22 protein-coding genes are annotated in these 21490 nt (G+C 66.4%); 9 read left to right on the top strand and 13 right to left on the bottom strand.

Features of this window, described 5'->3' with window-relative positions:
- Positions 1–8: 8 nt before the first annotated feature.
- The 7 genes from NS365_RS18990 to NS365_RS23775 form a co-directional block, all read right to left on the bottom strand.
- Positions 9–1034, bottom strand: a complete 1026-nt coding sequence (locus tag NS365_RS18990) for a peptidoglycan -binding protein (RefSeq protein WP_058601870.1) — start codon at positions 1032–1034, stop codon at positions 9–11.
- Positions 1035–1038: 4 nt separating this feature from the next.
- The gene (locus NS365_RS18985) at positions 1039–2076 is read right to left on the bottom strand and encodes a hypothetical protein (protein ID WP_058601869.1); all 1038 of its coding nucleotides are present in this window, start codon (positions 2074–2076) and stop codon (positions 1039–1041) included.
- 151 nt (positions 2077–2227) lie between these two features.
- Positions 2228–3061 carry an inositol monophosphatase family protein gene (locus NS365_RS18980; RefSeq protein ID WP_058601868.1) on the bottom strand — a complete coding sequence of 278 codons (834 nt, stop codon included), beginning with the start codon at positions 3059–3061 and terminating at the stop codon, positions 2228–2230.
- Positions 3062–3182: 121 nt separating this feature from the next.
- Positions 3183–3746, bottom strand: coding sequence for an elongation factor P (efp, locus tag NS365_RS18975; protein WP_058601867.1), 564 nt, complete (start codon positions 3744–3746; stop codon positions 3183–3185).
- 95 nt (positions 3747–3841) lie between these two features.
- On the bottom strand, positions 3842–5005 hold the full coding sequence (locus NS365_RS18970) for a tetratricopeptide repeat protein (RefSeq protein WP_058601866.1): 1164 nt from the start codon (positions 5003–5005) through the stop codon (positions 3842–3844).
- A gap of 2 nt (positions 5006–5007) precedes the next feature.
- Positions 5008–5667 carry a thiamine phosphate synthase gene (locus NS365_RS18965; RefSeq protein ID WP_058601865.1) on the bottom strand — a complete coding sequence of 220 codons (660 nt, stop codon included), beginning with the start codon at positions 5665–5667 and terminating at the stop codon, positions 5008–5010.
- Positions 5668–5838: 171 nt separating this feature from the next.
- Positions 5839–6012 carry a YdcH family protein gene (locus tag NS365_RS23775; protein ID WP_082640277.1) on the bottom strand — a complete coding sequence of 58 codons (174 nt, stop codon included), beginning with the start codon at positions 6010–6012 and terminating at the stop codon, positions 5839–5841.
- A gap of 241 nt (positions 6013–6253) precedes the next feature.
- On the opposite strand from NS365_RS23775, the gene NS365_RS18960 reads away from it, so the two are divergent.
- The 5 genes from NS365_RS18960 (at position 6254) to NS365_RS18940 (ending at position 9198) form a co-directional block, all read left to right on the top strand.
- Entirely contained in the window at positions 6254–6457 is a 204-nt protein-coding gene (locus NS365_RS18960; protein ID WP_058601864.1) for a YdcH family protein, read from the top strand.
- Positions 6458–6486: 29 nt separating this feature from the next.
- The gene (gene purE / locus NS365_RS18955) at positions 6487–6981 is read left to right on the top strand and encodes a 5-(carboxyamino)imidazole ribonucleotide mutase (protein WP_058601896.1); all 495 of its coding nucleotides are present in this window, start codon (positions 6487–6489) and stop codon (positions 6979–6981) included.
- Entirely contained in the window at positions 6978–8066 is a 1089-nt protein-coding gene (locus tag NS365_RS18950; protein WP_153003854.1) for a 5-(carboxyamino)imidazole ribonucleotide synthase, read from the top strand. The genes purE and NS365_RS18950 overlap by 4 nt, the downstream gene beginning before the upstream one ends.
- A 149-nt stretch (positions 8067–8215) precedes the next feature.
- Positions 8216–8341, top strand: coding sequence for a type B 50S ribosomal protein L36 (gene ykgO, locus NS365_RS18945; RefSeq protein ID WP_058601863.1), 126 nt, complete (start codon positions 8216–8218; stop codon positions 8339–8341).
- 248 nt (positions 8342–8589) lie between these two features.
- Positions 8590–9198 carry a hypothetical protein gene (locus NS365_RS18940; RefSeq protein WP_058601862.1) on the top strand — a complete coding sequence of 203 codons (609 nt, stop codon included), beginning with the start codon at positions 8590–8592 and terminating at the stop codon, positions 9196–9198.
- A gap of 83 nt (positions 9199–9281) precedes the next feature.
- On the opposite strand, the gene pyk is transcribed toward NS365_RS18940, so the two are convergent.
- Both pyk and NS365_RS18930 read right to left on the bottom strand, forming a co-directional pair.
- Positions 9282–10718 (bottom strand): pyruvate kinase, encoded by a 1437-nt coding sequence (gene pyk, locus NS365_RS18935; RefSeq protein ID WP_058601861.1) that lies wholly within the window; start codon positions 10716–10718, stop codon positions 9282–9284.
- Positions 10715–11185 (bottom strand): DUF1036 domain-containing protein, encoded by a 471-nt coding sequence (locus NS365_RS18930; RefSeq protein ID WP_058601860.1) that lies wholly within the window; start codon positions 11183–11185, stop codon positions 10715–10717. The genes pyk and NS365_RS18930 overlap by 4 nt, the downstream gene beginning before the upstream one ends.
- 199 nt (positions 11186–11384) lie before the next feature.
- On the opposite strand from NS365_RS18930, the gene NS365_RS18925 reads away from it, so the two are divergent.
- Both NS365_RS18925 and NS365_RS18920 read left to right on the top strand, forming a co-directional pair.
- Complete coding sequence (locus tag NS365_RS18925; protein WP_058601859.1) at positions 11385–11702, top strand: DUF1244 domain-containing protein; 318 nt, start codon at positions 11385–11387, stop codon at positions 11700–11702.
- A 124-nt stretch (positions 11703–11826) separates the two neighbouring features.
- Complete coding sequence (locus NS365_RS18920) at positions 11827–12084, top strand: DUF2312 domain-containing protein (RefSeq protein ID WP_058601858.1); 258 nt, start codon at positions 11827–11829, stop codon at positions 12082–12084.
- Positions 12085–12209: 125 nt separating this feature from the next.
- Here the strand turns inward: NS365_RS18920 and NS365_RS18915 are convergent, their stop codons facing one another.
- From NS365_RS18915 to NS365_RS18900, 3 genes are all read right to left on the bottom strand, one after another.
- Positions 12210–12638, bottom strand: coding sequence for a MucR family transcriptional regulator (locus tag NS365_RS18915; protein ID WP_153003853.1), 429 nt, complete (start codon positions 12636–12638; stop codon positions 12210–12212).
- Between the two features lie 757 nt (positions 12639–13395).
- A complete protein-coding gene (locus tag NS365_RS18905) occupies positions 13396–15291 on the bottom strand; it encodes a DUF882 domain-containing protein (protein ID WP_058601856.1) in 1896 nt (631 codons plus the stop codon).
- Between the two features lie 175 nt (positions 15292–15466).
- The gene (locus NS365_RS18900; RefSeq protein ID WP_244498500.1) at positions 15467–16900 is read right to left on the bottom strand and encodes a sigma-54-dependent transcriptional regulator; all 1434 of its coding nucleotides are present in this window, start codon (positions 16898–16900) and stop codon (positions 15467–15469) included.
- Between the two features lie 114 nt (positions 16901–17014).
- Between NS365_RS18900 and NS365_RS18895 the strand changes: the two genes are divergently transcribed.
- On the top strand, positions 17015–18856 hold the full coding sequence (locus NS365_RS18895) for a M3 family oligoendopeptidase (RefSeq protein ID WP_058601855.1): 1842 nt from the start codon (positions 17015–17017) through the stop codon (positions 18854–18856).
- A gap of 4 nt (positions 18857–18860) precedes the next feature.
- On the opposite strand, the gene NS365_RS18890 is transcribed toward NS365_RS18895, so the two are convergent.
- Positions 18861–19832, bottom strand: a complete 972-nt coding sequence (locus NS365_RS18890; RefSeq protein WP_058601854.1) for a small ribosomal subunit Rsm22 family protein — start codon at positions 19830–19832, stop codon at positions 18861–18863.
- A gap of 171 nt (positions 19833–20003) precedes the next feature.
- On the opposite strand from NS365_RS18890, the gene NS365_RS18885 reads away from it, so the two are divergent.
- Positions 20004–21449 carry a homospermidine synthase gene (locus tag NS365_RS18885; protein ID WP_058601853.1) on the top strand — a complete coding sequence of 482 codons (1446 nt, stop codon included), beginning with the start codon at positions 20004–20006 and terminating at the stop codon, positions 21447–21449.
- Positions 21450–21490 lie beyond the last annotated feature (41 nt).

Raw genomic sequence — 21490 nt, 5'->3', positions numbered from 1 at the left:
ACCGCGCCTTAGCGCTCGGTCAGCTTCAGCTCGATGCGGCGGTTGCGGGCGCGGGAGGCGGCGTCATCGCCGGGCGTCAGCGGCTGGAACTCGCCGAAGCCGGTGGCAGCAAGACGCTGCGCGGGAACGCCGGCCGCCACGAGAAAGCGCACAACGGCCGCCGCGCGCGCGGTGGACAATTGCCAATTGTCGGCAAAGCGGCCGCTGCTGACCGGCACATTGTCGGTGTGCCCGTCCACGCGGATGATCCAGTTGATATCCGAGGGAATCTCGCGGTTGAGCTGAATGATGGCGTCGGCGAGCTTGCGCATCTCGTCCTGCCCTTGCGGCTGGAGCACGTCCGAGCCGGAGGGGAAGAGGACTTCCGACTGGAAGACGAATCGGTCGCCGACGATGCGGATATTGTCGCGATCGGCCAGAATCTCGCGCAGCCGGCCGAAGAAGTCCGAGCGATAGCGCGCGAGTTCCTGCACACGCTGCGCCAGCGCCACGTTCAGCCGGCGGCCGAGATCGGCGATCTGGGTCTGCGATTCGCGGTCGCGCTGTTCGGAGGCGCCGAGCGTGTCCTCCAGCGCCGCGATCTGCTGGCGCAGGGCCGAAAGCTGCTGGTTCAGGAGATCGATCTGCGCTCTCGCCTGCGCGGACACACGCTGCTCGCTTTCCACCCGCGCCTGGAGATCGCCGACCGTCGCGCCGGGCGCAGGCGCGCTCGTGCGCCCGGCATCCAGCGCGGCCTGGAGCCGGCTGCGCTCGCCTTCCGCGCCGGCGAGAGAGGCCTGGAGCGCCGCGATCTGATCCTGAAACTCGCCCGAGTTGGAGCGCTCCAGCGCCAGAAGCTGGGTCAGTTCGGCGATCTGCGCGTTGAGGCGGCCGAGCACGGTGTCACGGCCCGAGAGATCGCGGCTCAAGAGAAACTGCGCGATCACGAAGACCGACAGGAGAAACATGATGGCCAGAAGCAGCGTCGACAGCGCGTCGACGAAGCCCGGCCAGTAATCGATATCCCGGCGCTGGCGGCGGCGCGAAAGGGCCATCGATTCAGTTCCGCTCGATCTCGGAGAGGGAATTGTTCAGCCGCTCCAGCGCCCGGCGCATCTCGCGCTGCTCGCCCGCCTGCGCTTCCACGAAGTCTCGCAGAAGCTGCTGCTCACCGCGCATATGCTGAACGAGGCCCTGAATGCTTTCAGCCAGACTCGCCATGGCGGCGCTGGTGCGCGGCGCGTTGCTCTGCTCCAGCACGAGCCGGTTGATCCGGTCGGCCAGAACGCGGAACTCTTCCGCCCCGTTCGGCACATTGGGGATCAGCGCCAACGAGGACGGCGTCTCCGCCTCGAAGGACAGGAGGTCTTCCAGCTCGGTGTAGAAGCGATTCTGCGCACGGCCGACCTGAAGATCGAGAAAGCCCAGCACCATCGAGCCGCTGAGGCCAAAGAGCGAGGAGGAAAAGGCCGTGCCCATGCCCGACAAAGGCGCGGACAGGCCGTTCTTGACGGAATCCAAGACCGTCGCGGCATCGCCGGCCGTGGGATCGAGCGACTGGATGGTGGCCGAGATCGAGCCGATCGTGGTGAGAAGGCCCCAGAACGTGCCGAGAAGGCCGAGGAAGACGAGGAGGCCGATCAGATAGCGGGAGGTATCGCGCGCCTCGTCCAGCCGCGTGGCGACCGATTCCAGTAGCGAGCGACCGGCGGCCAGCGGCAGGCGTGGCCGGCCGCGCCGGCCCTGCATCATCGCCTCCATGGGCGACAAGAGAACGGGATGGCGCGTGCGCCCGCCCCGCGCCGTCGCATCGCCCTCGCGCAGGCCGTTGACCCAGCGCACCTCGCGCGAGAGCTTGAGGATCTGCCCGAGCGACAGGAGAATGCCGATGGCCAGAACACCGAGGATCAAGCCGTTGAGGCCGGGATTGGTGAAGAAGGCCTGTTGGACCTGCCGGCCGAGAATCAGCGCGACGAAGCCAGCCAGCGCCAGAAACACCAGCATCACGCCGAGATAGACGAGCGGGCTGCTCAGCGGCTCCGCCGGGGCGGAAGCCGCAGGAGGCGGCGCTTCGGGCGTGGGAGAAAAGACCTGCATGACGCCTCATCCGCATCGCCGACAGCTGGACGCCGCGCGGCCGGGCCGGAACGGTGGAATGTTCTTCTAACCCGCCGCGCCGGCCAGCGCCAGCCAATGTCGCGTGTTGTCAAGCACTTGGTGAATCGGAGCTTGCCAACGCGCGCTCGGCTCAGCCCTTGGCGGCCACCGGCTCCCCGCCGCCGCGATGGGCCGTGTTGGCCTTCTTGAGTTCGGCGAGAAGCTGGCGGTGGATCAGCTCGTTGCCGCAGCAGATATCGCCCTGCATGACGTCGAACTTCGCGCCCTCCGTGTCGGTGACGAAGCCGCCGGCCTCGCGCACCAGAAGCGAACCGGCCGCGATGTCCCAGGGCTTCAGCTCATGCTCCCAGAAGCCGTCGAAGCGCCCGGCCGCGACATAGCCGAGATCGAGCGAAGCCGCGCCCATGCGCCGGATGCCGGCCGTCTCCGCCATGATCTGGCGCGATTCGAACAGGAAGCGCGCATGATCGCCATGGCCGAGGAAGGGCATGCCCGTCGCGATCACGGATTCAGGCAGCTTGGCACGGGCAGCGACGCGCAGGCGGCGATCGTTCAGGAAGGCGCCGCCGCCCTTCTCCGCTGTGTAAAGCTCGTCCAGCGCCGGGTTGAAGATGACGCCCGCCACGATCTGCCCGTCGCGCTCCAGCGCGATCGAAATGGCGAACATCGGAATGCCGTGAAGAAAGTTGGTCGTGCCGTCCAGGGGATCGACGATCCAGCGGTGCTGCGGGTCGCGCCCTTCGACGGTGCCGCGCTCTTCCATAAGGAAACCCCATTCGGGGCGGGCGCGCGAGAGTTCCTGGAAAACGATCTCTTCGGCCTTGCGGTCGGCATTGGACACGAAGTCCGCCGGGCCCTTCATGGACACCTGAAGGTTCTGGACTTCGCCGAAATCGCGGGTCAGCGAGCGGCCAGCCTTCATGGCGGCCTGCGTCATGACGTTCATCAATGCCGAACGGGCCATGGCTTGGGACAACTTTCTTCAATCGTGACAAAGAACACGCGGCGCGCACCAAAGGGCACGCTGCGGAGATGCGAAACCGGCCGGGCCTTTCAAGGCGGCCCGCCCGGTTGAACGGGTTCGGTCAGTCCGCGCGGCGGACGTAGGTGATCTCGTTGGTGTCGACCACGATGCGCTCGCCCGCTTCCACGAAGGGCGGCACCATCACACGCAACCCGTTTTCCGTGATGGCCGGTTTGTAGGAGGACGCGGCCGTCTGCCCGCGCACGACGGGATCGGCTTCCGCCACCGCGAGCACGACCTGATCGGGCAGCGAAATGCCGATGGGGCGGCCCTCGTGGCTCTGCACCGTCACCTTCATGCCGTCCTGCAGAAAGGCGGCGCGGTCGCCCACGAAATCCTTCTGGAGTTCGAGCTGCTCGTAGCTCTCATTGTCCATAAAGACGAGGTTCTCGCCCTCGGCATAGAGGAACTGATAGTCGTTGAGATCGAGATGGATGCGCTCGACCGACTCGGAAGCGCGGAAGCGCTCGTTCAGCTTGGTGCCGTCGATCAGGTTCTTCAGCTCGACCTGGTTGAACGCGCCGCCCTTGCCCGGCTTCACATGGGCCGTCTTCACGGCGGCCCAGAGGCCACCGGCATGTTCGATGACATAGCCGGGACGGATTTCGCTTCCGTTGATCTTCATGAAACGGGACGGCTTTCGGAAATTGTCAGGGGATGCAAGCGGGCTTGGAACCACAAAAGCCCGATTTGTTCAAGTCCGCACAAGCTTCAAAGCCGTCATCCCGCGCGAAAACGGTTCGCCGCCTCCAGCGCGGACTTCTGCTCGGCCTCGGGCAGGCCCCGGAACCAGATGTCGAGGCCGGAGTCGGAATTCGACGCGCGGCGGGCGAGCACCACCCATTTGGCGGCCTGGACACGGTCGCGTGGCGTACCGACCCCGTCCTTGTAGAGATGGGCGATTCGGTTGACCGCGATCGGATTGCCTCGCTCGGCCGCGCCTTTCAGCCAAAGAAAGCCCTCAGTCGGGTCGGCCGGGCCGCCGCGCCCGTTGATGAGCCAGATGCCGAGTTCGATCTGCGCGAGGTCGTGGCCAGAACGAGCCGCTTCCTGCAACCAGTGGCGCGCCTGCGCGTCGTCCTTTTTCTCGACGCCCTTGCCATAGGCATAGAGCTGCGACAGCGCATATTCGGCGTCCGGCACGCCCTTGTCGGCGGCCATGCGGAAATAGGTGATCGCATCGCCGAAGCCGCCCGTCGGCGCGGACTGGATCAGCATCTGGCCATAATTGAAGGCCGCCAGCGGATTGCCCGAGTCGGCCGCCGCCTTCATTAAGTCGCGCGCGGTCGCGTCGTCCCGCTCGGCCGCCTTGCCCTCGAGCAGGATCAGCGCATAGCGGAACTGGGCTTCGGCGACGCCCGCCTTGGCGGCGATGGCGTACCAGCGCGCCGATTCCTTTTCGTCGCGCGGCACGCCGAGGCCGCGCGCGTAGATTTCACCCAGCAGCGTCTGCGCCGCCGGATCGCCGAGATTGGCGAGCGGCTCGGCCAAGCGCATGGCCGAAAGATAATAGCCGCGCTGGAACGCGCCATAGGCCTCGGCCGTGGGCGACGCGGGCTCCATGTCGCCGGGCACGGCGGGCGCATCCGACAGCGACACGCCGGCCAGCGCCTTGCCCTCCCCTGGGGCGGGGCCGAGCGGCGTCGGCAGAAAGCGCGGCGGAGCGAGCGCTGCGGCGGCGGGCGGCACGTCGAGCGGGCCTTGCAGCGCCTCGGCCTCGCCCGGCAGCTCGAAGGGCGTCGGCGCGGCCTGGAGGGGCAGAAGCGTGCTGGGCGGAACGGCCACGCCCGGAACGCCCCCACCGGCGCTCTCCTGCGCCAAAGCGGGGCTCGCTAAAAGGGCCAAAACCGAGACGAGGCACAGGGCAGAGGGCCGCGCGCGCATGATCAGGCGGCCTCCACCGCCGCCGCCTCGTCGAACAGGCGGTTGGCCTCCGTGACGCGGGCGGCGACGCCCTCGGCCTCGCCGAAAATGGCGCGCGACAGGAGAATGAACTCGGCACCCGTGGCGATGGCCTGGGGAAGCGTCGCCAGATCGCCGCCGCCCTGAACGATGCAGGGGATCTCGACGATCGAGGACCACCAGCCGCCCAACTCGACGTTGCGGCGATGCGGCTCGGCGTCGCCATCGGCGCCGAGCTTGCCGAACAGGACGTAGTCGGGCATCCGCTCGCCCGCTTCCAGCGCGTCATGTCGCGTGTTGAAGCCCGAGGCGCCGACGATGAGGCGCGGCGAAAAGCGGGCCATGGCCTCGCCCAAAGCTTCGATCGAGCCGCCTGATGTGTGGAATCCGTCGGCCTTCACGCGGCCGGCGCAGCGCGTGTCCTCGGCGACGATGGCGGCAGCGCCCGCCTCCTGCACGATCGGAACCGCGGCTTCGCAGAAATCTTGAAACGCCGCGTCGGCCCGGCCCGCCGGGTCGAGAAACACGGAGGCGACATCTCCGGCGGACAAGGCCTCGCGCAGGCGCTCCAGCCCCTCGGGGCCATCGGGCAAAAGGGTCGTGGCGAGAACCAGTCGGGGGCGGATCGGCGCGTCGTCGGTCATGTCGAACTCATGGTGGCCCGAGCGGTGTGGCCCGGTTTCGAGTTCTGTAAATACGCATTGCGGCAACACTACAAGAGATTTGCCCGCCTAGCGGCCCTTGCCGGGGCGCTTTCAAGAGAAAGGGCGCAGCCATGGCCACGCCCTTCCACCTAGCCAAACAGGGGGGTCACGTCAGTGAGCGGAGGCGCGCAGGCGCTCCATCTCATCCTTCAGAAGCAGCTTGCGCCGCTTGAGGTCCTGCAACTCGTTGTCACTGATAGCGGGCTTGGTCTTAGCGGCCGCCAGTTCCTGCTCAAGCGCCGAGTGGCGCTGCTGCAAAGTCGCAAGATGGGCATCCAAAGGCATTCCTGAGGCTCCTTCTGACTGCTTTCCTCCCACCGGCACCCGAAGGGAACCGCTGTGGACGATAGGAAAGTGTCACATAAGCTTTGCACTGTCGAATGAGGATCAAGTGCCGGGTTTCGATTTTTGAGCGAGACTGGTACGAGATTTCGTGAATAGGATATGCCCGGCCTGAACCGGGCGCTGTCCGCGTGCCCGGCTCCGGCCGGGCGAGCGGCCGTGGGAAGCGTTCGAGGGGACCGGAGTGGCGGATCAGGAACAGGCCGAACTCAGACTGCAATTGGCGCGGCTCCGGCAGGAGCATATGGATTTCGACTTGGCCATCAACGCGATGGAAGCCACGGGCTGCGACCGGCTCGCGGTCCAGCGCATGAAGAAGAAGAAGCTCGTCATCAAGGACCGGCTTCAGGACATCGAAGATCAGGTCATCCCGGATCTGACCGCGTGACGTCAGCCCCTTCCCCCGTCGCCATCATCATGGGCAGCCAGTCCGACTGGGCGACCATGAAACATGCCGCCGACACGCTGGACGCGCTCGGCATCGCCTATGACGCGCGCATCGTCTCCGCCCATCGCACGCCCGACCGGCTCGTGGCGTTTGCCAAGGGCGCGAAGGCGGCCGGCTTTCAGGTCGTGATCGCGGGCGCGGGCGGCGCGGCGCATCTGCCGGGCATGACCGCCTCCATGACCCCGCTCCCCGTATTTGGCGTGCCGGTGGAAAGCCGCGCCTTGTCGGGCGAGGACAGCCTCCTGTCGATCGTCCAGATGCCCGCCGGCATTCCCGTCGGCACGCTCGCCATCGGCCGCGCCGGCGCGGTGAACGCCGCGCTTCTGGCGGCCAGCGTGCTCGCGCTGCATGATTCAGGTCTCGCCGAGCGGCTCGACCAGTGGCGCCAGCGCCAGACCGACGCCGTGGCCGAGCGTCCGAGCGACGAGCCCGCGGCAGAGCCGAAAGCGGGAGCCAGCCATTGAAGACGTCCTTCCCGCTTCCGCCCGGCGCCACGATCGGCATGATCGGCGGCGGCCAGCTTGGCCGCATGATGGTGTCGGCCGCAGCCCGCCTCGGCTATCGCACGATCGTGCTCGATCCCGATGCCGCCTGCCCGGCCGCACAGTTGGCGAACGAGACGATAACAGCCGCCTATGACGACCGGGAGGCGCTGGAGCGTCTGGCCGCCAGCGTCGCGGTCGTCACCTACGAGTTCGAGAACGTGCCCGTCGCGCCCGTGCGCGCGCTCAGCCATATCGTGCCCGTCTTTCCGCCGCCGGAAGCGTTGGAAGTCGCGCAGGACCGCGTGGTCGAAAAGGCCTTCCTGAACGGCACGGGCATTCGCACCGCACCCTGGCGGGCGGTGGACGACGCGCCTGAACTCGACCACGCCTTTCTGGATCTCGGCGGCGACTGCATCCTGAAGACCCGCCGCCTCGGCTATGACGGCAAGGGTCAGGCGGTGCTGCGAGAGAACGGCACGCATGGCGAGGCGTTCGACAGTCTGGGCGGCGTTCCCTCGATTCTCGAAAAGAAGATCGCCTTCGAGCGTGAGATTTCCGTGATCGCCGCGCGGGGGCAGGACGGCAGCTTCGCCGCCTACGATCCGGCCGAGAACGTTCATGGCCTCGGCATCCTCAAAAGCTCCACCGTGCCCGCGAGCGTGCGCCCCGAGCAGGCGGAGGCCGCCAGCGCGATCGCCCGTGCGATTCTCGACAAGTTGAACTATGTCGGCGTCATCGGCGTCGAGTTCTTCGTCGGCCGGGACGGCGAGCTTCTGGTCAACGAGATCGCGCCGCGCGTTCACAATTCCGGCCACTGGACGGAAGCGGCCTGCACGGTCTCGCAGTTCGAGCAGCATATCCGCGCCGTGGCCGGCCTGCCGCTCGGCGATCCCAAGCGCCACAGCGACTGCGTGATGGAGAATCTCATCGGCCAGGATGTGGAGCGCGCCTTGCCGCTGCTGCGCGAAGCTGACGTGATGCTGACGCTCTATGGCAAGGCGGAAGCCCGTCCGGGGCGAAAAATGGGCCATTTCACGCGGGTTTCTCCGCGATCCGCGCCCTGACATTAAGGGTCCGCGACGGTCACATGGTTGACAGAAACCGCCGCGGACGCTATCGAACCCCCCAGGCAGACGCGCCCCTTGGGCGCGTTTTTCATTGTGCGGCAGAGCGGACCATCCGATCGTCGCCATCCACACCGACGGTCAAACCCATGAAGATCAAGAACTCGCTGAAGTCGCTCAAGGGCCGCCACCGCGCCAACCGCCTGGTTCGTCGCAAGGGCCGCATCTACATCATCAACAAGCAGGCTCCGCGCTTCAAGGCGCGTCAGGGCTGACGAGATCAAGGCCGGCTTTCAAGCCGGCCTTTTTCGTTTGGGCTGTTTCCGGCGGGGTGCGGCTGGTCGCGCTCTTTGGGGAAGGCCGACTCCCACCTCCCCACCCGCCCGACGCTCAAGGGTCAAGCGCCTTACGACATTCCCCGGCGCGCTCCACATCCCCAGACGTCCGATCCGCGCGACGAGCGCAGGCCTCGACCTCGCACATGGACGATTGACGACGCGCAGGCGAAGACTAAGCTCGTCCCATGCGCGCCTTTGCTTATCCTCTCGCCCTTCTCGCACTCGCCGCCCTGCCCGCCTGGGCGCAAGGGGAGGCGACGCCGCCAGCCCCGCCCGCGCCCCAGCCGGCGGCCGAGGCACTTCCCAGCGACCATGCGGGCCGGCTGGATGCGCTGTTCGCGCGGCTGAAACGCGAACAGGACCCCGCGCGCGCCGAGACGCTGGCAAACCAGATCCAGGCCGAATGGCAGGCCAGCGGCAGCGCGACGACCGATCTTCTGATGCAGCGCGCCGCCAGCGCCGTCGCCGCCAAGAACATGGCAGCCGCGCTCGATCTTCTGGATCAGGCCATCGTGCTCCAGCCGACCTTCCCCGAAGCCTGGAACCGCCGCGCGACCGTCCATTACGCGCAGGATCGCTACGGGCTGGCGACGGCGGATGTGGAGGAAACACTCAGGCGCGAGCCGCGGCATTTCGCATCGCTCATGGGGCTCGCCGCCATGCAGGAGGAAATGGGCCGGGATCGCCAAGCCCTGCAAACCTATCTGCGGGTTCTCGACATCTACCCTGCCCTCAAGGACGCGCAGGACGCCGCGCTCAAGCTCTCCGACGCTCTCGCCGGCGAACGCGCCTGACACGCATCCCGTGCCCGCCGGCACCACCCATAAAAAAGGCCGCAACGAACGCGGCCTTTCTGAATTCTGAGGGATAGGGCCGGTCAGGCCGCGTGCGCGCCGTCCGAGCCGACATAGGCAATGCGGATCATATTGGTCGCGCCCGGTGTGCCGAGCGGCACGCCCGCAGTCACGATGATGCGCTCGCCGGGCTGGGCGAAGCCGTGCTCGACGGCGAGGCGGCACGCCTTGTCGACCATGTCTTCCATGTCCTTCGCATCTTCGGAAATGATGCAATGGAGACCCCAGCCGAGGCTGAGGCGGCGCACGGTGCTCTCGATCGGCGACAGCGGCAGGATCGGAATCTGCGGGCGCTCGCGCGACATGCGCAGGCCCGAAGCGCCCGAGCCGGTATAGGTGACGATGGCCGCCACTTTCAGCGTTTCGGCGATCTGGCGCGCGGCGAGCGACACGGCGTCCGCGCCCGTCGGCTCGGCGGTCGGGCGCTGGGCGAAGATGATGCCGGAATAAAGCGGGTCCTTCTCCACCTCGACCGCGATGCGATCCATGGTGGCGACGGCCTCGACCGGATACTGGCCGGCCGCCGATTCGGCCGACAGCATGACCGCGTCCGCACCTTCGAACACGGCGATCGACACGTCGGACACTTCGGCGCGCGTCGGCACCGGCGCGGTGATCATCGATTCCAGCATCTGGGTCGCGACCACGACGGGCTTGCCGGCGCGGCGCGCGGCGCGCGTGATGCGCTTCTGAATGCCCGGCACCTGCTCCAGCGGCATCTCGACGCCGAGATCGCCGCGCGCCACCATGATGGCGTCCGACATCTCGATGATCTCGTCCAGCCGCTCGACGGCCTGCGGCTTCTCGATCTTGGAAAGGAGGCCGACGCGGCCACGCGAAAGCTTGCGCGCCTCGGCCAGGTCTTCGGGCCTCTGAATGAAGCTCAGCGCCAGCCAGTCGACATTTTCGGCCAGAACCGCGTCGAGGTCGCGCCGGTCCTTGTCGGTCAGCGCGCCGGAGGTCAGCAGCGTGTCGGGCAGGCTGACGCCCTTCTTGTCGGAAATGCGCGTGCCGGCGACGACCATGCAGCGGATCGAGCGCCCGTCGCATTCCAGCGCCACGAGATGGAGGCGACCGTCATCGATCAGGAGGCGATGGCCGGGGCGCACCGATTCGAGAATATCGGGATGGGGCAGATACACGCGCGTCGCGTCGCCCGGCTCCGGGTTGTCGTCCAGCGTGATGATGTCGCCGGGGGCGAGATCGACCTTGCCGTCCTTGAACTTGCCGACGCGCAGCTTCGGCCCCTGCAAGTCGGCCAGAATGCCGATCGGGCGGCCGACACTTGCCTCGACGTTGCGAATGCGGCGCACCAGCTCGCGCATCGCGTCATGTTCGGTATGGCTCATATTGATGCGGAACACGTCCGCGCCTGCATCGAACAGCTTGCGGATCATGGCCTCGTCGGACGAGGCCGGCCCGAGGGTGGCGAGAATCTTGACTCGACGGTTGCGTTTCATGGCTTGGGAGTCTCCCCACGAGGCGATTCGGTGAGCTGAACCATCCAGCTTCCTTGTCCGCCGGTGTCATACTCCCGGAACCCCATCTTCTGGAACCCGCGAGCGAAGCAATCCTTCACACCGACGATACGGAATTCGTTTTCGGCGATGCACATATCGACCTTGCCGGCCCAGCGGCCCAGCCCCTCGGCGTCTTCGGCATAGAGATAATAGTAGCGCGAGTGCAGCTCGCCCTCCACGACGGAGCGACAGGTGGTCGCCGGAATGCGCCACCAGCCCTCGCTGACCCAGCCCTCGGGCGTGCGCTGGCCGACGGCGACGCCGACCAGGGTCTGGGTTCCGTTGCAAACGCGAAAATCGGCATGGGCGGGGCGAGACAGCGCCGGTGCGCCAAGAGTGGAGGCGCCGAGGGCCAGACAAAAGGCCACGGCCGGAGCACGCGGCCCCCTGATCGAACGGAACGGCATGGGCGATCCTTGAGGGGAAGGGTTCGAGCGGTTCCGTTCTGGCATAAGCGAACAAGCCGGCAAAGCAAGGGCCGCCCGCGCAGGACCGGCCTCGCGCAAGCTTCGCCGGCCTTGCGACGCGGGAGCGGGCGCGCAATATCCAGTGATATCCTTCCCGCGCGAGGCCCGGTCGCCTCGCCGCCCGTTTCCAAGGTGTCCCATGAGCCTCAGCCGCGAACAGGAAATCGAGATCGAAGCCGCCGTCTTCCGGCGCCTGCGCGATCATTTGCGCGCGCGCGGCGACGTGCAGAATATCGACCTGATGAATCTGGCGGGTTTCTGCCGCAACTGCCTGTCCAACTGGTATCGCGACGCGGCCGAGGCCAGCGGCGAGACGATGAGCAAGGAAGCGTCGCGCGAGATCGTCTACGGTATGCCCTATGACGAATGGCGCGCCCTGCACCAGAAGGAAGCGGGCGACGACAAGCTTGCTGCGTTCGAGCAGAACCGCCCGAAAGACGAGAGTGAACCGCGTTGAGATGAAGCGCAAAACCCTGTCGCGGCCTCGCGGTAACGCTTGAGTAACCATTCCGCGTCATCGAAGAGTTGATAAACGCGTCCGGCCTGACCGGCGCCTTGGCCCTGCTTGAGAAGAGGCTCCCATGTCGAACGCCACCGACGAGGTCGCACAGGACCAGCTCCGCTCCTTCGTGGAACGGATCGAACGCCTGGAAGAAGAAAAGAAGACGATTTCGGACGACATCAAGGATGTCTACGCCGAAGCCAAGGGCAATGGCTTCGACACCAAGGTCTTGCGCAAAGTCATTTCGCTTCGCAAGCAGGACGCGCAGGAGCGGCAGGAGCAGGAGGCCATTCTGGACCTCTATCTTCAGGCGCTGGGCATGGCCGCCAGCCTTTGATCCGATGCGCCGCCCCCTCCCCGGCAGGCGGACGGCGTAGAAAAAGGGGCGACCCGTATCGGGCGCCCCTTTTTTCATACGGAGGTCGATGGCGTTCTATGCCTCGCGCCGGAGGTAGGCGGGGCTCAGCCTCGCGCGCGGCGGCGCGTGTAACCCAGGCCCATCTGCTTGGCGAGGCGCGAGCGCGCGGCGGCGTAGTTCGGTGCCACCATCGGATAATCCGCCGGAAGATCCCACTTCTCGCGGTATTCTTCGGGGGACATGTTGTAATGCGTCATCAGGTGACGCTTCAACGACTTGAATTTCTTGCCGTCTTCCAGACACACGATGTAATCGTCCGTCACCGAGCGCTTCACGGAAATCGCGGGCTTGGGCTTTTCCACCTGAACCGGCGGGGCTGCGGCGCCGGCCTGGCTCAGGGCATTGTGGACATCGTGGATCAGACCGGGCAGGTCGCCGACCGGCAAAGAATTCTTGCTGACATAGGCGGCGACCACTTCGGCCGTCAATTCCATCAGCATATCCGAGTTGTCGACCTCGTCGATCTCGCTCATCGTTCCAACCTGGCTTGAGACAAACAATCACGCCGGGCACGGCGTGCGTTTACTGCTGATCGTTCGCGGTGCCGAACTGAAAGACCCGATAAAGAATTACCCAGTTGTTCCAGTTTGACGAGTCCCGCATGGCAGAAAACATCTCGGTGCGGCACTCAACCTTCGAAACACTCCAGTCGTATTCTGGGAAAAACACCTCCTTGTCAACACGTCGCAGGAGCTGCTGCAAGAACTTCCCGAACGCTCTTGAGAAGACTAGCTTGCAACCCACATGGTTGAACAGGAGGAAACTCAGCCCAAGCGGGTAAGAGTGAACCTATCGGTGTAGGCTTGGCAGAATTTGCTCGTCTGCGAGGCGCACTCACCAAGCGACAGGGCTCGCCAAACGCTTCTTTCACCCAATCTTTAGGCCCGTTTCGCCTTCGAACGTTTGGCTTTATCAGCTTTCTATTTCCGATACGGAAGTTCAATCCCAGACGTCTGCGATGTCAGCCATGTGTTGAGGATCAAAGCACAAATCGCTTTGACGCAGGCAGGTTCAATCGCGAGGCATTATGCCGCAACGCAGCATGAAGCGCATCCAAAATATTCGCCGGTGACGTTGGGGCACCTTTACACTTTCAACGTGATCGAACCCTCGATCATCAGCCGGGCGATCGCCGACACGAACCGTTGGATTAGCGTCACGAAAAAGGGCGCTCGAAGGCGCCCTTTCCCGAATCGAAGCGTGTGCGGCTTTGCCGATCCGCCGAATGTTTCAGTCCAGCTTGTGAACCGGCAGGAAATTCACCGCCGTTCCCTCGAAATGCTGCGCAGCGGCGGGCGACGAGCCTTTGCGGGAGAAGCCACGGGCGAACACCGCGCTCGGCATCTGCCCGATCAAATTATCGGCCACCGGACGCGCGAGCTTGCTTTCGATGGCGCGGCGCTCCGGGCTGGTGATCAGCGAAGCGATGGCGATTCGCTGTTCGATCGCATCCGGGCTGACCTTGCGCGCCGCCTTGCTGGCCGCTGGCGCGTCGCCGACCACTCGGCCGCCCTTGGCGAGTTTTGCCGGAGCTTTGGTAGCGGTCCTGGACACCCCCTTGGCCGGCACGGGCGCAGCGGCGACGGCAGCCGCGACGCTGGAGCGGGCCGGCGTCGGCTCGTTGCCGAGCGAGGCGACCTGCACGCCTGCTCCCGGCTTCGCGTCCGGCGTTTCGGACGGCCGCGTCATTGCGGCGGCAATAGCCGATTGCGGGCGGGCGGACGGCGTTGCGACATGTGGCGCGGCACCGGCCAAAGCAACAGCGGGCGTTGGGGTGGTCGCGGCGGCCTGTGCGGCGGCGGCGGGCGGCACCTCGGGCATGGCGGCGGCGATGATGGCCTCGGGCGTCAGGCCCTCCTCCTCGGCCAACTCGGGCTTCTGGGTCGGCAGCGCGGCCTGATCGCCGCGCAGAACGGCCTCGAACGGTGGGCGCTCGCGGGGCATGGGCACGGCATAGGCCAGTTGGGCCGGCGCTGCGGGCGGCGGCTCCGCCTCTTCGAGCGCGGCGACGAGAGTCTGATCCAGCGCTTGAACGGACGGACGATCGGGCGCGCTGGAGGGCAGCGGGACGCGGGACGGCGCAAGGGCTGCGACTTCCGTTTCTTCCTCCTCCTCGCGGCGCGGCGGCGGCGCGGCGGGAATGGCGGCGGGCGGCGCGGATCGGCGGGGAGCGGAACTGTCGAACACGTCACGCTCGGCCATGGGCACCCCGGCGGGCAAGGCCGGCGGCGGCGCGGGGCGCGTGGGCAAGGCGCTCGCGACCTGGACCTCCGGCTCGGGCTTAGGCGCGGCGCGAGCGGGCGCCGGAGCGCGGCTCGGCTTGCCGACCGGAGCGGCGGACGCCTCGGCCTCGTCCTCGGCCTCCTCGTTGCCTCCGCCAAACAGCATGGCCAGAAGCGAGCGGCCGCCGCTGGAGCGCGACGAAGCGATCTGGATGTCGTTGGAGCCCTTGCGCTTGTTATAGGAGGCCAGCGCGGTCTCGTAGCCCGGCAGAGGCTTGCCGTCGGCCGGCAGGTGGATCGTATTGCCCTTGGGGAACACGGCCGCGAGTTCGCTGCGGCTCATGCGCGGCCAATAGCGGCCCTTGCCCGTGTCGTAATGGACGAAGGGCGATCCCGAGCGCGGATAATAACCGACGCCGCCGATCTGCATCCGCAGGCCGATGTCGCGCAGCTTCTTCAGGGGAACGTCGGGCAGATACCAGTCCACGGCCTTGCCGGCCATGTGGAGACTGTTGCCGGCGACGCCCGACGAGCGCGAGCGCAGCATCGCATTGGTGCCGGACGAGCGGTAGCCGCCGATGATGTGGATGTAGCTGCGCGAACCCGACTGACGATAGGCTTCCCAGAGCACGTCGAGAAGGTTCGGATCCATGTTCGTGGGCTTGTTCTCGCGCCAGTCGCGCAGGGCCCAGTTGGCCTTCTTGAGGCCCTCGGGAAGGAACTTGCCGTCCTTCTTGTAGGTGATTTCCGTCTTCTCGTTGAGATGGACGTGGTAGAGCTTGAGGGTTCGGGTTTCGGCGCGAGCCGCGGCGGCCCCCACGGAACTCATCACCACGAAGCCTGCCAGGAAGACCGCAGCGCGCCTCAAGGCCGCGCGCGATACGCATTCGGTCCATCCGAACATGCGGAACCATTCCCCCGGTGTGTCGTGTCGACGCCCGTGCCCACGGCTCGTGCGACCAGTCCCCCAACAGAGGGATCCAATCACAGGAGAGTGCGGCACGAAAATGACACAGCTCCAATTTCTTTGGCACTACACGCGAAAATGGTTAACGACCAGTGAAAATTCGGACTAAGGATTAAACCTTGGGCGTCTCTGCGGCCGAATCAGGCGCGAAAAGCCCGTATTCCTTGAGCTTACGATAAAGGGTCGTACGACCGATCCCCAAAAGCTTGGCCGCCTTGGTCGGCTGCCCGCCGCATTCTTGCAGCGCACGCAGGATATGCTCACGCTCGACTTGCGCGAGGGTGGGGAACGCGGCCGAGGCTGGCGGCACGCCCATCGCTGCGGCGGCAGGCTCGCGTCTCGGCTCAATTACTTGCGTCCTCGGTATCGGCTGCCACGCGTCGGCAAGCTGGAAATCCTCCGCGCGCAGGCCCTCACCATCGGCCATGACGCAGGCGCGCCGGATCGCGTTTTCCAGTTCACGAATATTGCCGGGCCAACGATGCGCTTGCAGGCGCGCCAGCGCAGCCGGCAGGAGCGCGCGGCCCGGCACGTTTCGCGCGGCAAAGGCGCGGGCGAGGCTCGGAATGTCCTCGCGCCGCTCGCGCAGCGGCGGCAGCTCGATCGGCACGACATGAAGCCGATAGAACAGGTCTTCGCGAAACCGTCCGGCCTCGACATCGGCCCGAAGGTCGCGATGCGTGGCGGCAATGATGCGGATGTCCACGCGCACGGGCCGCGCCGCGCCGATCGGATCGATCTCGCCCTCCTGAAGCGCGCGCAGAAGCTTGACCTGCGCCTCGGGGGCCAGTTCGCCCACCTCGTCCAGAAACAGCGTGCCGCCATCGGCTTCGCCGAACTTGCCGAGGCTGCGGCGCTCGGCTCCCGTGAAGGCCCCACGCTCGAAGCCGAATAGGATGCTCTCGGTGAGATCGCGCGGCAGCGCCCCGCAATTGATGGGAACGAAAGGCCGGGCAGCTCGCGCGCCGGAGGCCACGATGCGCCGTGCCAGCCATTCCTTGCCGGTACCCGTTTCGCCGAGCAGCAGCACCGGCACCATGGAACGGGCCACGCGCGTGGCCGCATTCAGAACCGGGCGCATGGCGGGGCTGGGGTCGTCTTCGTCCTGGCTGGCCGACAGGCCCGGACGTATCCCTTTGCTCTCCTCGTCGGCCCCCAACCGGATGGCGGCCTCCAGGGCGGCGCGGACACGGGTGGGCGAGACGGGTTTGACGAGGAAGTCCGTCGCGCCGGCGCGCATGGCCTCCACGGCGCGGTCGAGCCGCCCCTCCCCCGTCTGCACGATGACGGGCACGGAATGGCCGCCCGCGCGCAACTCGCGCAGAAGCTCCAGCCCGCTCCCGTCGGGCAGGCCGAGATCGAGGAAGAGGGCTGCGAAGCGGCTAGGTGCCGCCGCCAGCATGGCGCGCGCGGCGGCGAGCGTCCCCGCGATCTCGGCCCGCCCGCCGGCCCGCGCCACATGCGCCTCGCTCAGGCGGCATTGCACGCCGTCGTCATCCACGATCAGAACGTGGAAGGGCGGCCCGGCCATGGGTTCGCTTGTCATGGGTTCGCTTTTCGCGCTCATCGCCCCTATTTGACACGGCAGGGATGAAGAGTTTTCTGCCACACGAGCGGGGCGGCGCGTCGGGCCGCTCCTTTCCCGATTTGCGAGGTGTCCATGATCCGTTCGTCCGTTTCCCCCACATCCTCCGCACGGGCCGGAGAGGAGGATCTGGGCGCCCTGCCCCGCTGGAATCTGGCCGATCTCTACGCCTCGATCGACAGCCCGCAGATCGCGACCGATATCGAGCGCTCGCGCTCGCGCGCCAAGGCCTTCAACGAGCGCTGGCGCGGCCGCTTGGCCGAAGAGGCGCGGAAGCCCGGCGGCGGCGAGTTGGCGGCCGCCATCGTGGAGTTCGAAGAGATCGAGGAAATTCTCGGCCGGCTCGTCTCCTATGCCGGGCTCGTCTATTCCGGCGACACGTCCGACCCTACCAACGCCAAGTTCTACGGCGACATCCAGGGCGAGGTGACGGATATTTCCTCCGCGCTTCTGTTCTTCGGGCTGGAACTGAACCGCGTGGACGACGCGGCGATGGACCGCGCCATGGATGCCAATCCGGCGCTCGGTCGCTACCGGCCCTGGATCGTGGATCTCAGGCAGGACAAGCCCTACCAGCTGGAGGATCGTGTGGAGGAACTCTTCCACGAGAAATCCGTCACCGGCCATGGTGCGTGGAACCGCCTGTTCGACGAGACCATGACCTCGCTGCGCTTCGAGGTGGATGGAGAGACGCTGGCGCTCGAAGAAACGCTGAACCTCCTGCAGGATGCCGACCGCGATATCAGACGCAAGGGCGCGGAAGCGCTGGCCAAGGTCTTCGGCGAGAACGTGCGCACTTTCGCGCTGATCACCAACACACTCGCCAAGGACAAGGAAATCTCCGACCGCTGGCGCGGCTTCGAGGATGTCGCCGATTCCCGCCACCTCGCCAACCGCGTCGAGCGCGACGTGGTTGATGCGCTGGCAAAGGCCGTGTCCGACAGCTACGGCTCGATCTCGCATCGTTATTACAGCCTGAAGGCCAAGTGGCTGGGGCTGGACGCACTGGAATTCTACGACCGCAACGCGCCGCTTCCGGGTGCCTCGCGCCGCACCATCCCCTGGACGGAAGCGCGCGAAACCGTGCTCTCGGCCTATCGCGGCTTCGACCCGGAAATGGCCGAGATCGCCGGCCGCTTCTTCGAGCATCGCTGGATCGACGCGGGCGTGCGGCCGGGCAAGGCGCCGGGCGCCTTCTCGCACCCGACCGTGCCCTCCGCGCATCCCTATGTCCTGATGAACTATCTCGGCAAGCCGCGTGATGTAATGACCCTCGCGCACGAGCTGGGCCACGGCGTGCATCAGGTTCTGGCCGGGCCGCAAGGCGCGCTCATGGCCTCGACGCCGCTGACGCTCGCCGAGACGGCCTCGGTCTTCGGCGAGATGCTGACCTTCCGCTCGCTTCTGGAAAAGGCCACTGACAAGGCCGAGCGGCGCACGCTGCTCGCGTCCAAGGTGGAGGACATGATCAACACGGTGATCCGCCAGATCGCCTTCTATCTGTTCGAACGCGAAATCCACACCGAGCGGCGCAAGGGCGAGCTAACGGCCGAGCGGATCGGCCAGATCTGGGTCGAGGTGCAGGCGCGCTCGCTCGGGCCCGCCGTGCGGCTCGGACCGGGCTATGAAAGCTTCTGGACCTATGTCCCGCACTTCATCCACTCGCCCTTCTATGTCTACGCCTATGCCTTCGGCGACTGCCTCGTGAACTCGCTCTATTCGGTCTACGAACAGGCCGATCAGGGCTTCCAGGAGAAATATTTCGCCATGCTGCGCGCGGGCGGCACGAAGCATCATTCCGAATTGTTGAAACCCTTCGGCCTCGACGCTTCGGACCCCGCCTTCTGGCAGCGTGGCCTGTCGATGATCTCCGGCTTCATCGACGAGTTGGAGGCGATGGACCGAGCCACGAACTGAGCGCTCAGGCGAGGTCGATGGCCGCGCCCCAATCGGCCCGGCGGGCGCGGCGGAAGGCTTCGCCGTCCCGCTTGGTCAGGAGGCGGCGGCGCATCTGCCCGTCGCCTTCGCAGAGCTTCAGATGCACCTTGCCGCTGCCGGCTTCCGGCGGCGCCAGGATGCGGGCCGCGCGCATGGCGGGGGCGAGCCGCGTCGCCGCGACATAGCTGAACTTCTCGTCCTCCCAGGGCACTTCGGCCGATTTGGTGCGCAGGTGAATGCGCGAGCGCGCCACGCGGCGCGCGAAATGGCACCAGTCCGGCGCTTCCAGCGGGCAGGCCGCTTCATGCGGACACGGCGCGGCGATCGTCGCGCCGCTTTCGATCAAAGCGCGGCGCGCGTCCAGAATGCGCCCGTAGCCGGCCGGCGTGCCGGGCTCGACGATCAGAAGCAGGCCTTGCGTGCGCGCCCAGAGCGCTTCCACGAGGGGGCGCAGGCGCGCGGGCGGCAACTCGTCCAGAACATAGGAGAGCGTCACGAGATCGGCGGAGGGCGCGGCGTCCATGTCCCGCTCGACCTGCCCCTCGCGCCAGTCCGGCCGAAAGGCGAAGGCCCCTTTGCTTAGCCGTTCGCCCATCGCGCGGATCGGCTTGCTGGCTTCCAGAAGCGTCGCGCCCTCCAGCGTGTCGAAGCGCTCGGTGGCGGCCCAAAGCGCGGTTCCTGGCCCTGCGCCCACATCGAGAAGCGTGCGCGGCGAGAACTCGGGCAGCGCTTCGGCGGCTTCGCCGAGCGCGCTCGACAGCGCCGCGAAGGTCGCGGGCATTCGGGCGGCGACATAGGCCTTGGCGAAGAGATCGTCGGAGAGATGCAGCCGCCCGTCGCGCGTCTCGGCGCGGTAGCGACCCGACAGGATATCGGAGGCCTTGCGCAGCGCCTCACCCGGCACGCCGTCCAGCTCGGCGTCGATCGCGGCGCGCAAGGGGCGCGGCAGTTCCATCCAGATGTCCTTTCGGGAGACGGTGGAGGGGCGGTAAAGGAGGCCGCTGCGCAGAAAACGAAGCCCTTGCCGGCCTGCATCGCTGCCAGCCGGCCGTCAGCCCCTTTTATTTGACAGCAATCTGCTCTAGCCCGGCGACTAGAAATCAGTCCAGATCGAAAGGACCGTCGAATGACGAACGAGAACCACCCGATCCATGCCGAGATTACTGGCCCGATCGTGATGATCGGCTTCGGCTCCATCGGGCGTGGCACGCTTCCGCTCATCGAACGTCACTTCAACTATGACAAGTCGCGCTTCACGGTCATCGACCCGCGCGACACGCATCGGCACCTGCTCGACGAGCGCGGCATCCGCTTCCGCCAGGAAGCCGTCACCAAGTCGAACTACCGCGACCTGCTCACCCCGCTCCTGACGGAAGGCGGCGGCCAGGGCTTCTGCGTCAATCTTTCGGTCGATACCGGCTCGGTCGATCTCATGCGCCTGTGCCGCGAACTCGGCGTTCTCTATATCGACACGGTGATCGAGCCCTGGCTCGGCTTCTATTTCGACGACAAGCTCTCCAATTCCGACCGCACGAACTACGCGCTGCGCGAGACCCTGCGCAAGGAGAAGCGCAAGAACCCCGGCGGCACCACGGCCGTCTCCACCTGCGGCGCCAACCCCGGCATGGTCTCCTGGTTCGTGAAGCAGGCGCTGGTGGACATCGCGCGCGACACCAATCTCGACTTCTCCGAGCCCGGTCCGAACGACCGCGAAGGCTGGGCCAAGCTGATGAAGAAGGTCGGCGTCAAGGGCATCCACATCGCCGAGCGCGACACACAGGTCGCCGCCAAGCCCAAGCCCCGCAACGTGTTCTGGAACACGTGGTCGGTCGAGGGCTTCCTGTCGGAAGGGATGCAGCCGGCCGAACTCGGTTGGGGCACGCACGAGAAGTGGCGCCCGAAGAACGCCAAGGACCACGAGAAGGGCTGCAAGGCCGCGATCTATCTGGACCAGCCGGGCGCCAACACGCGCGTTCGCACCTGGTGCCCGACGCCCGGCGCGCAGTACGGCTTCCTGGTGACGCATAACGAGTCCATCTCGATCGCCGACTACTACACGCATCGCAACAAGGAGGACGAAGTCACCTTCCGTCCGACCTGCCACTATGCGTACCATCCGGCCAACGACGCCGTGCTCTCGCTGCACGAACTGTTCGGCGCTGCCGGCAAGATCCAGCCGGAGCACCACGTTCTGGACGAGAACGAGCTGGTGGAAGGCATCGACGAACTGGGCGTCCTGCTCTACGGCCACGAGAAGAATGCCTACTGGTACGGCTCGCAGCTTTCGCTGGAAGAGACGCGCCGCATCGCTCCCTACCAGAATGCGACGGGCCTTCAGGTGACCTCGGCCGTGCTCGCGGGCATGGTCTGGGCGCTGGAGAATCCGGAAGCCGGCATCGTGGAAGCCGACGAGATGGACTATCGCCGCTGCCTCGAAGTGCAGCGCCCGTATCTCGGCCCGGTGAAGGGTTACTACACCGACTGGACGCCGCTGACCGATCGCCCCGGCCTCTTCCCGGAGGACCTGGACGAGAAGGATCCCTGGCAGTTCCGCAACATTCTCGTTCGCTGATCCCGGCAAACGAAAAAAACAGTGAAAAAGCCGCGGAAATC

Origin of the sequence: Aureimonas ureilytica (assembly GCF_001475935.1) — a bacterium.
In the GTDB taxonomy this organism is placed as follows: domain Bacteria; phylum Pseudomonadota; class Alphaproteobacteria; order Rhizobiales; family Rhizobiaceae; genus Aureimonas; species Aureimonas ureilytica_A.
The sequence above is the reverse complement of the archived record's forward strand: the minus strand, read 5'-3'. Positions and strand labels throughout refer to the sequence as shown.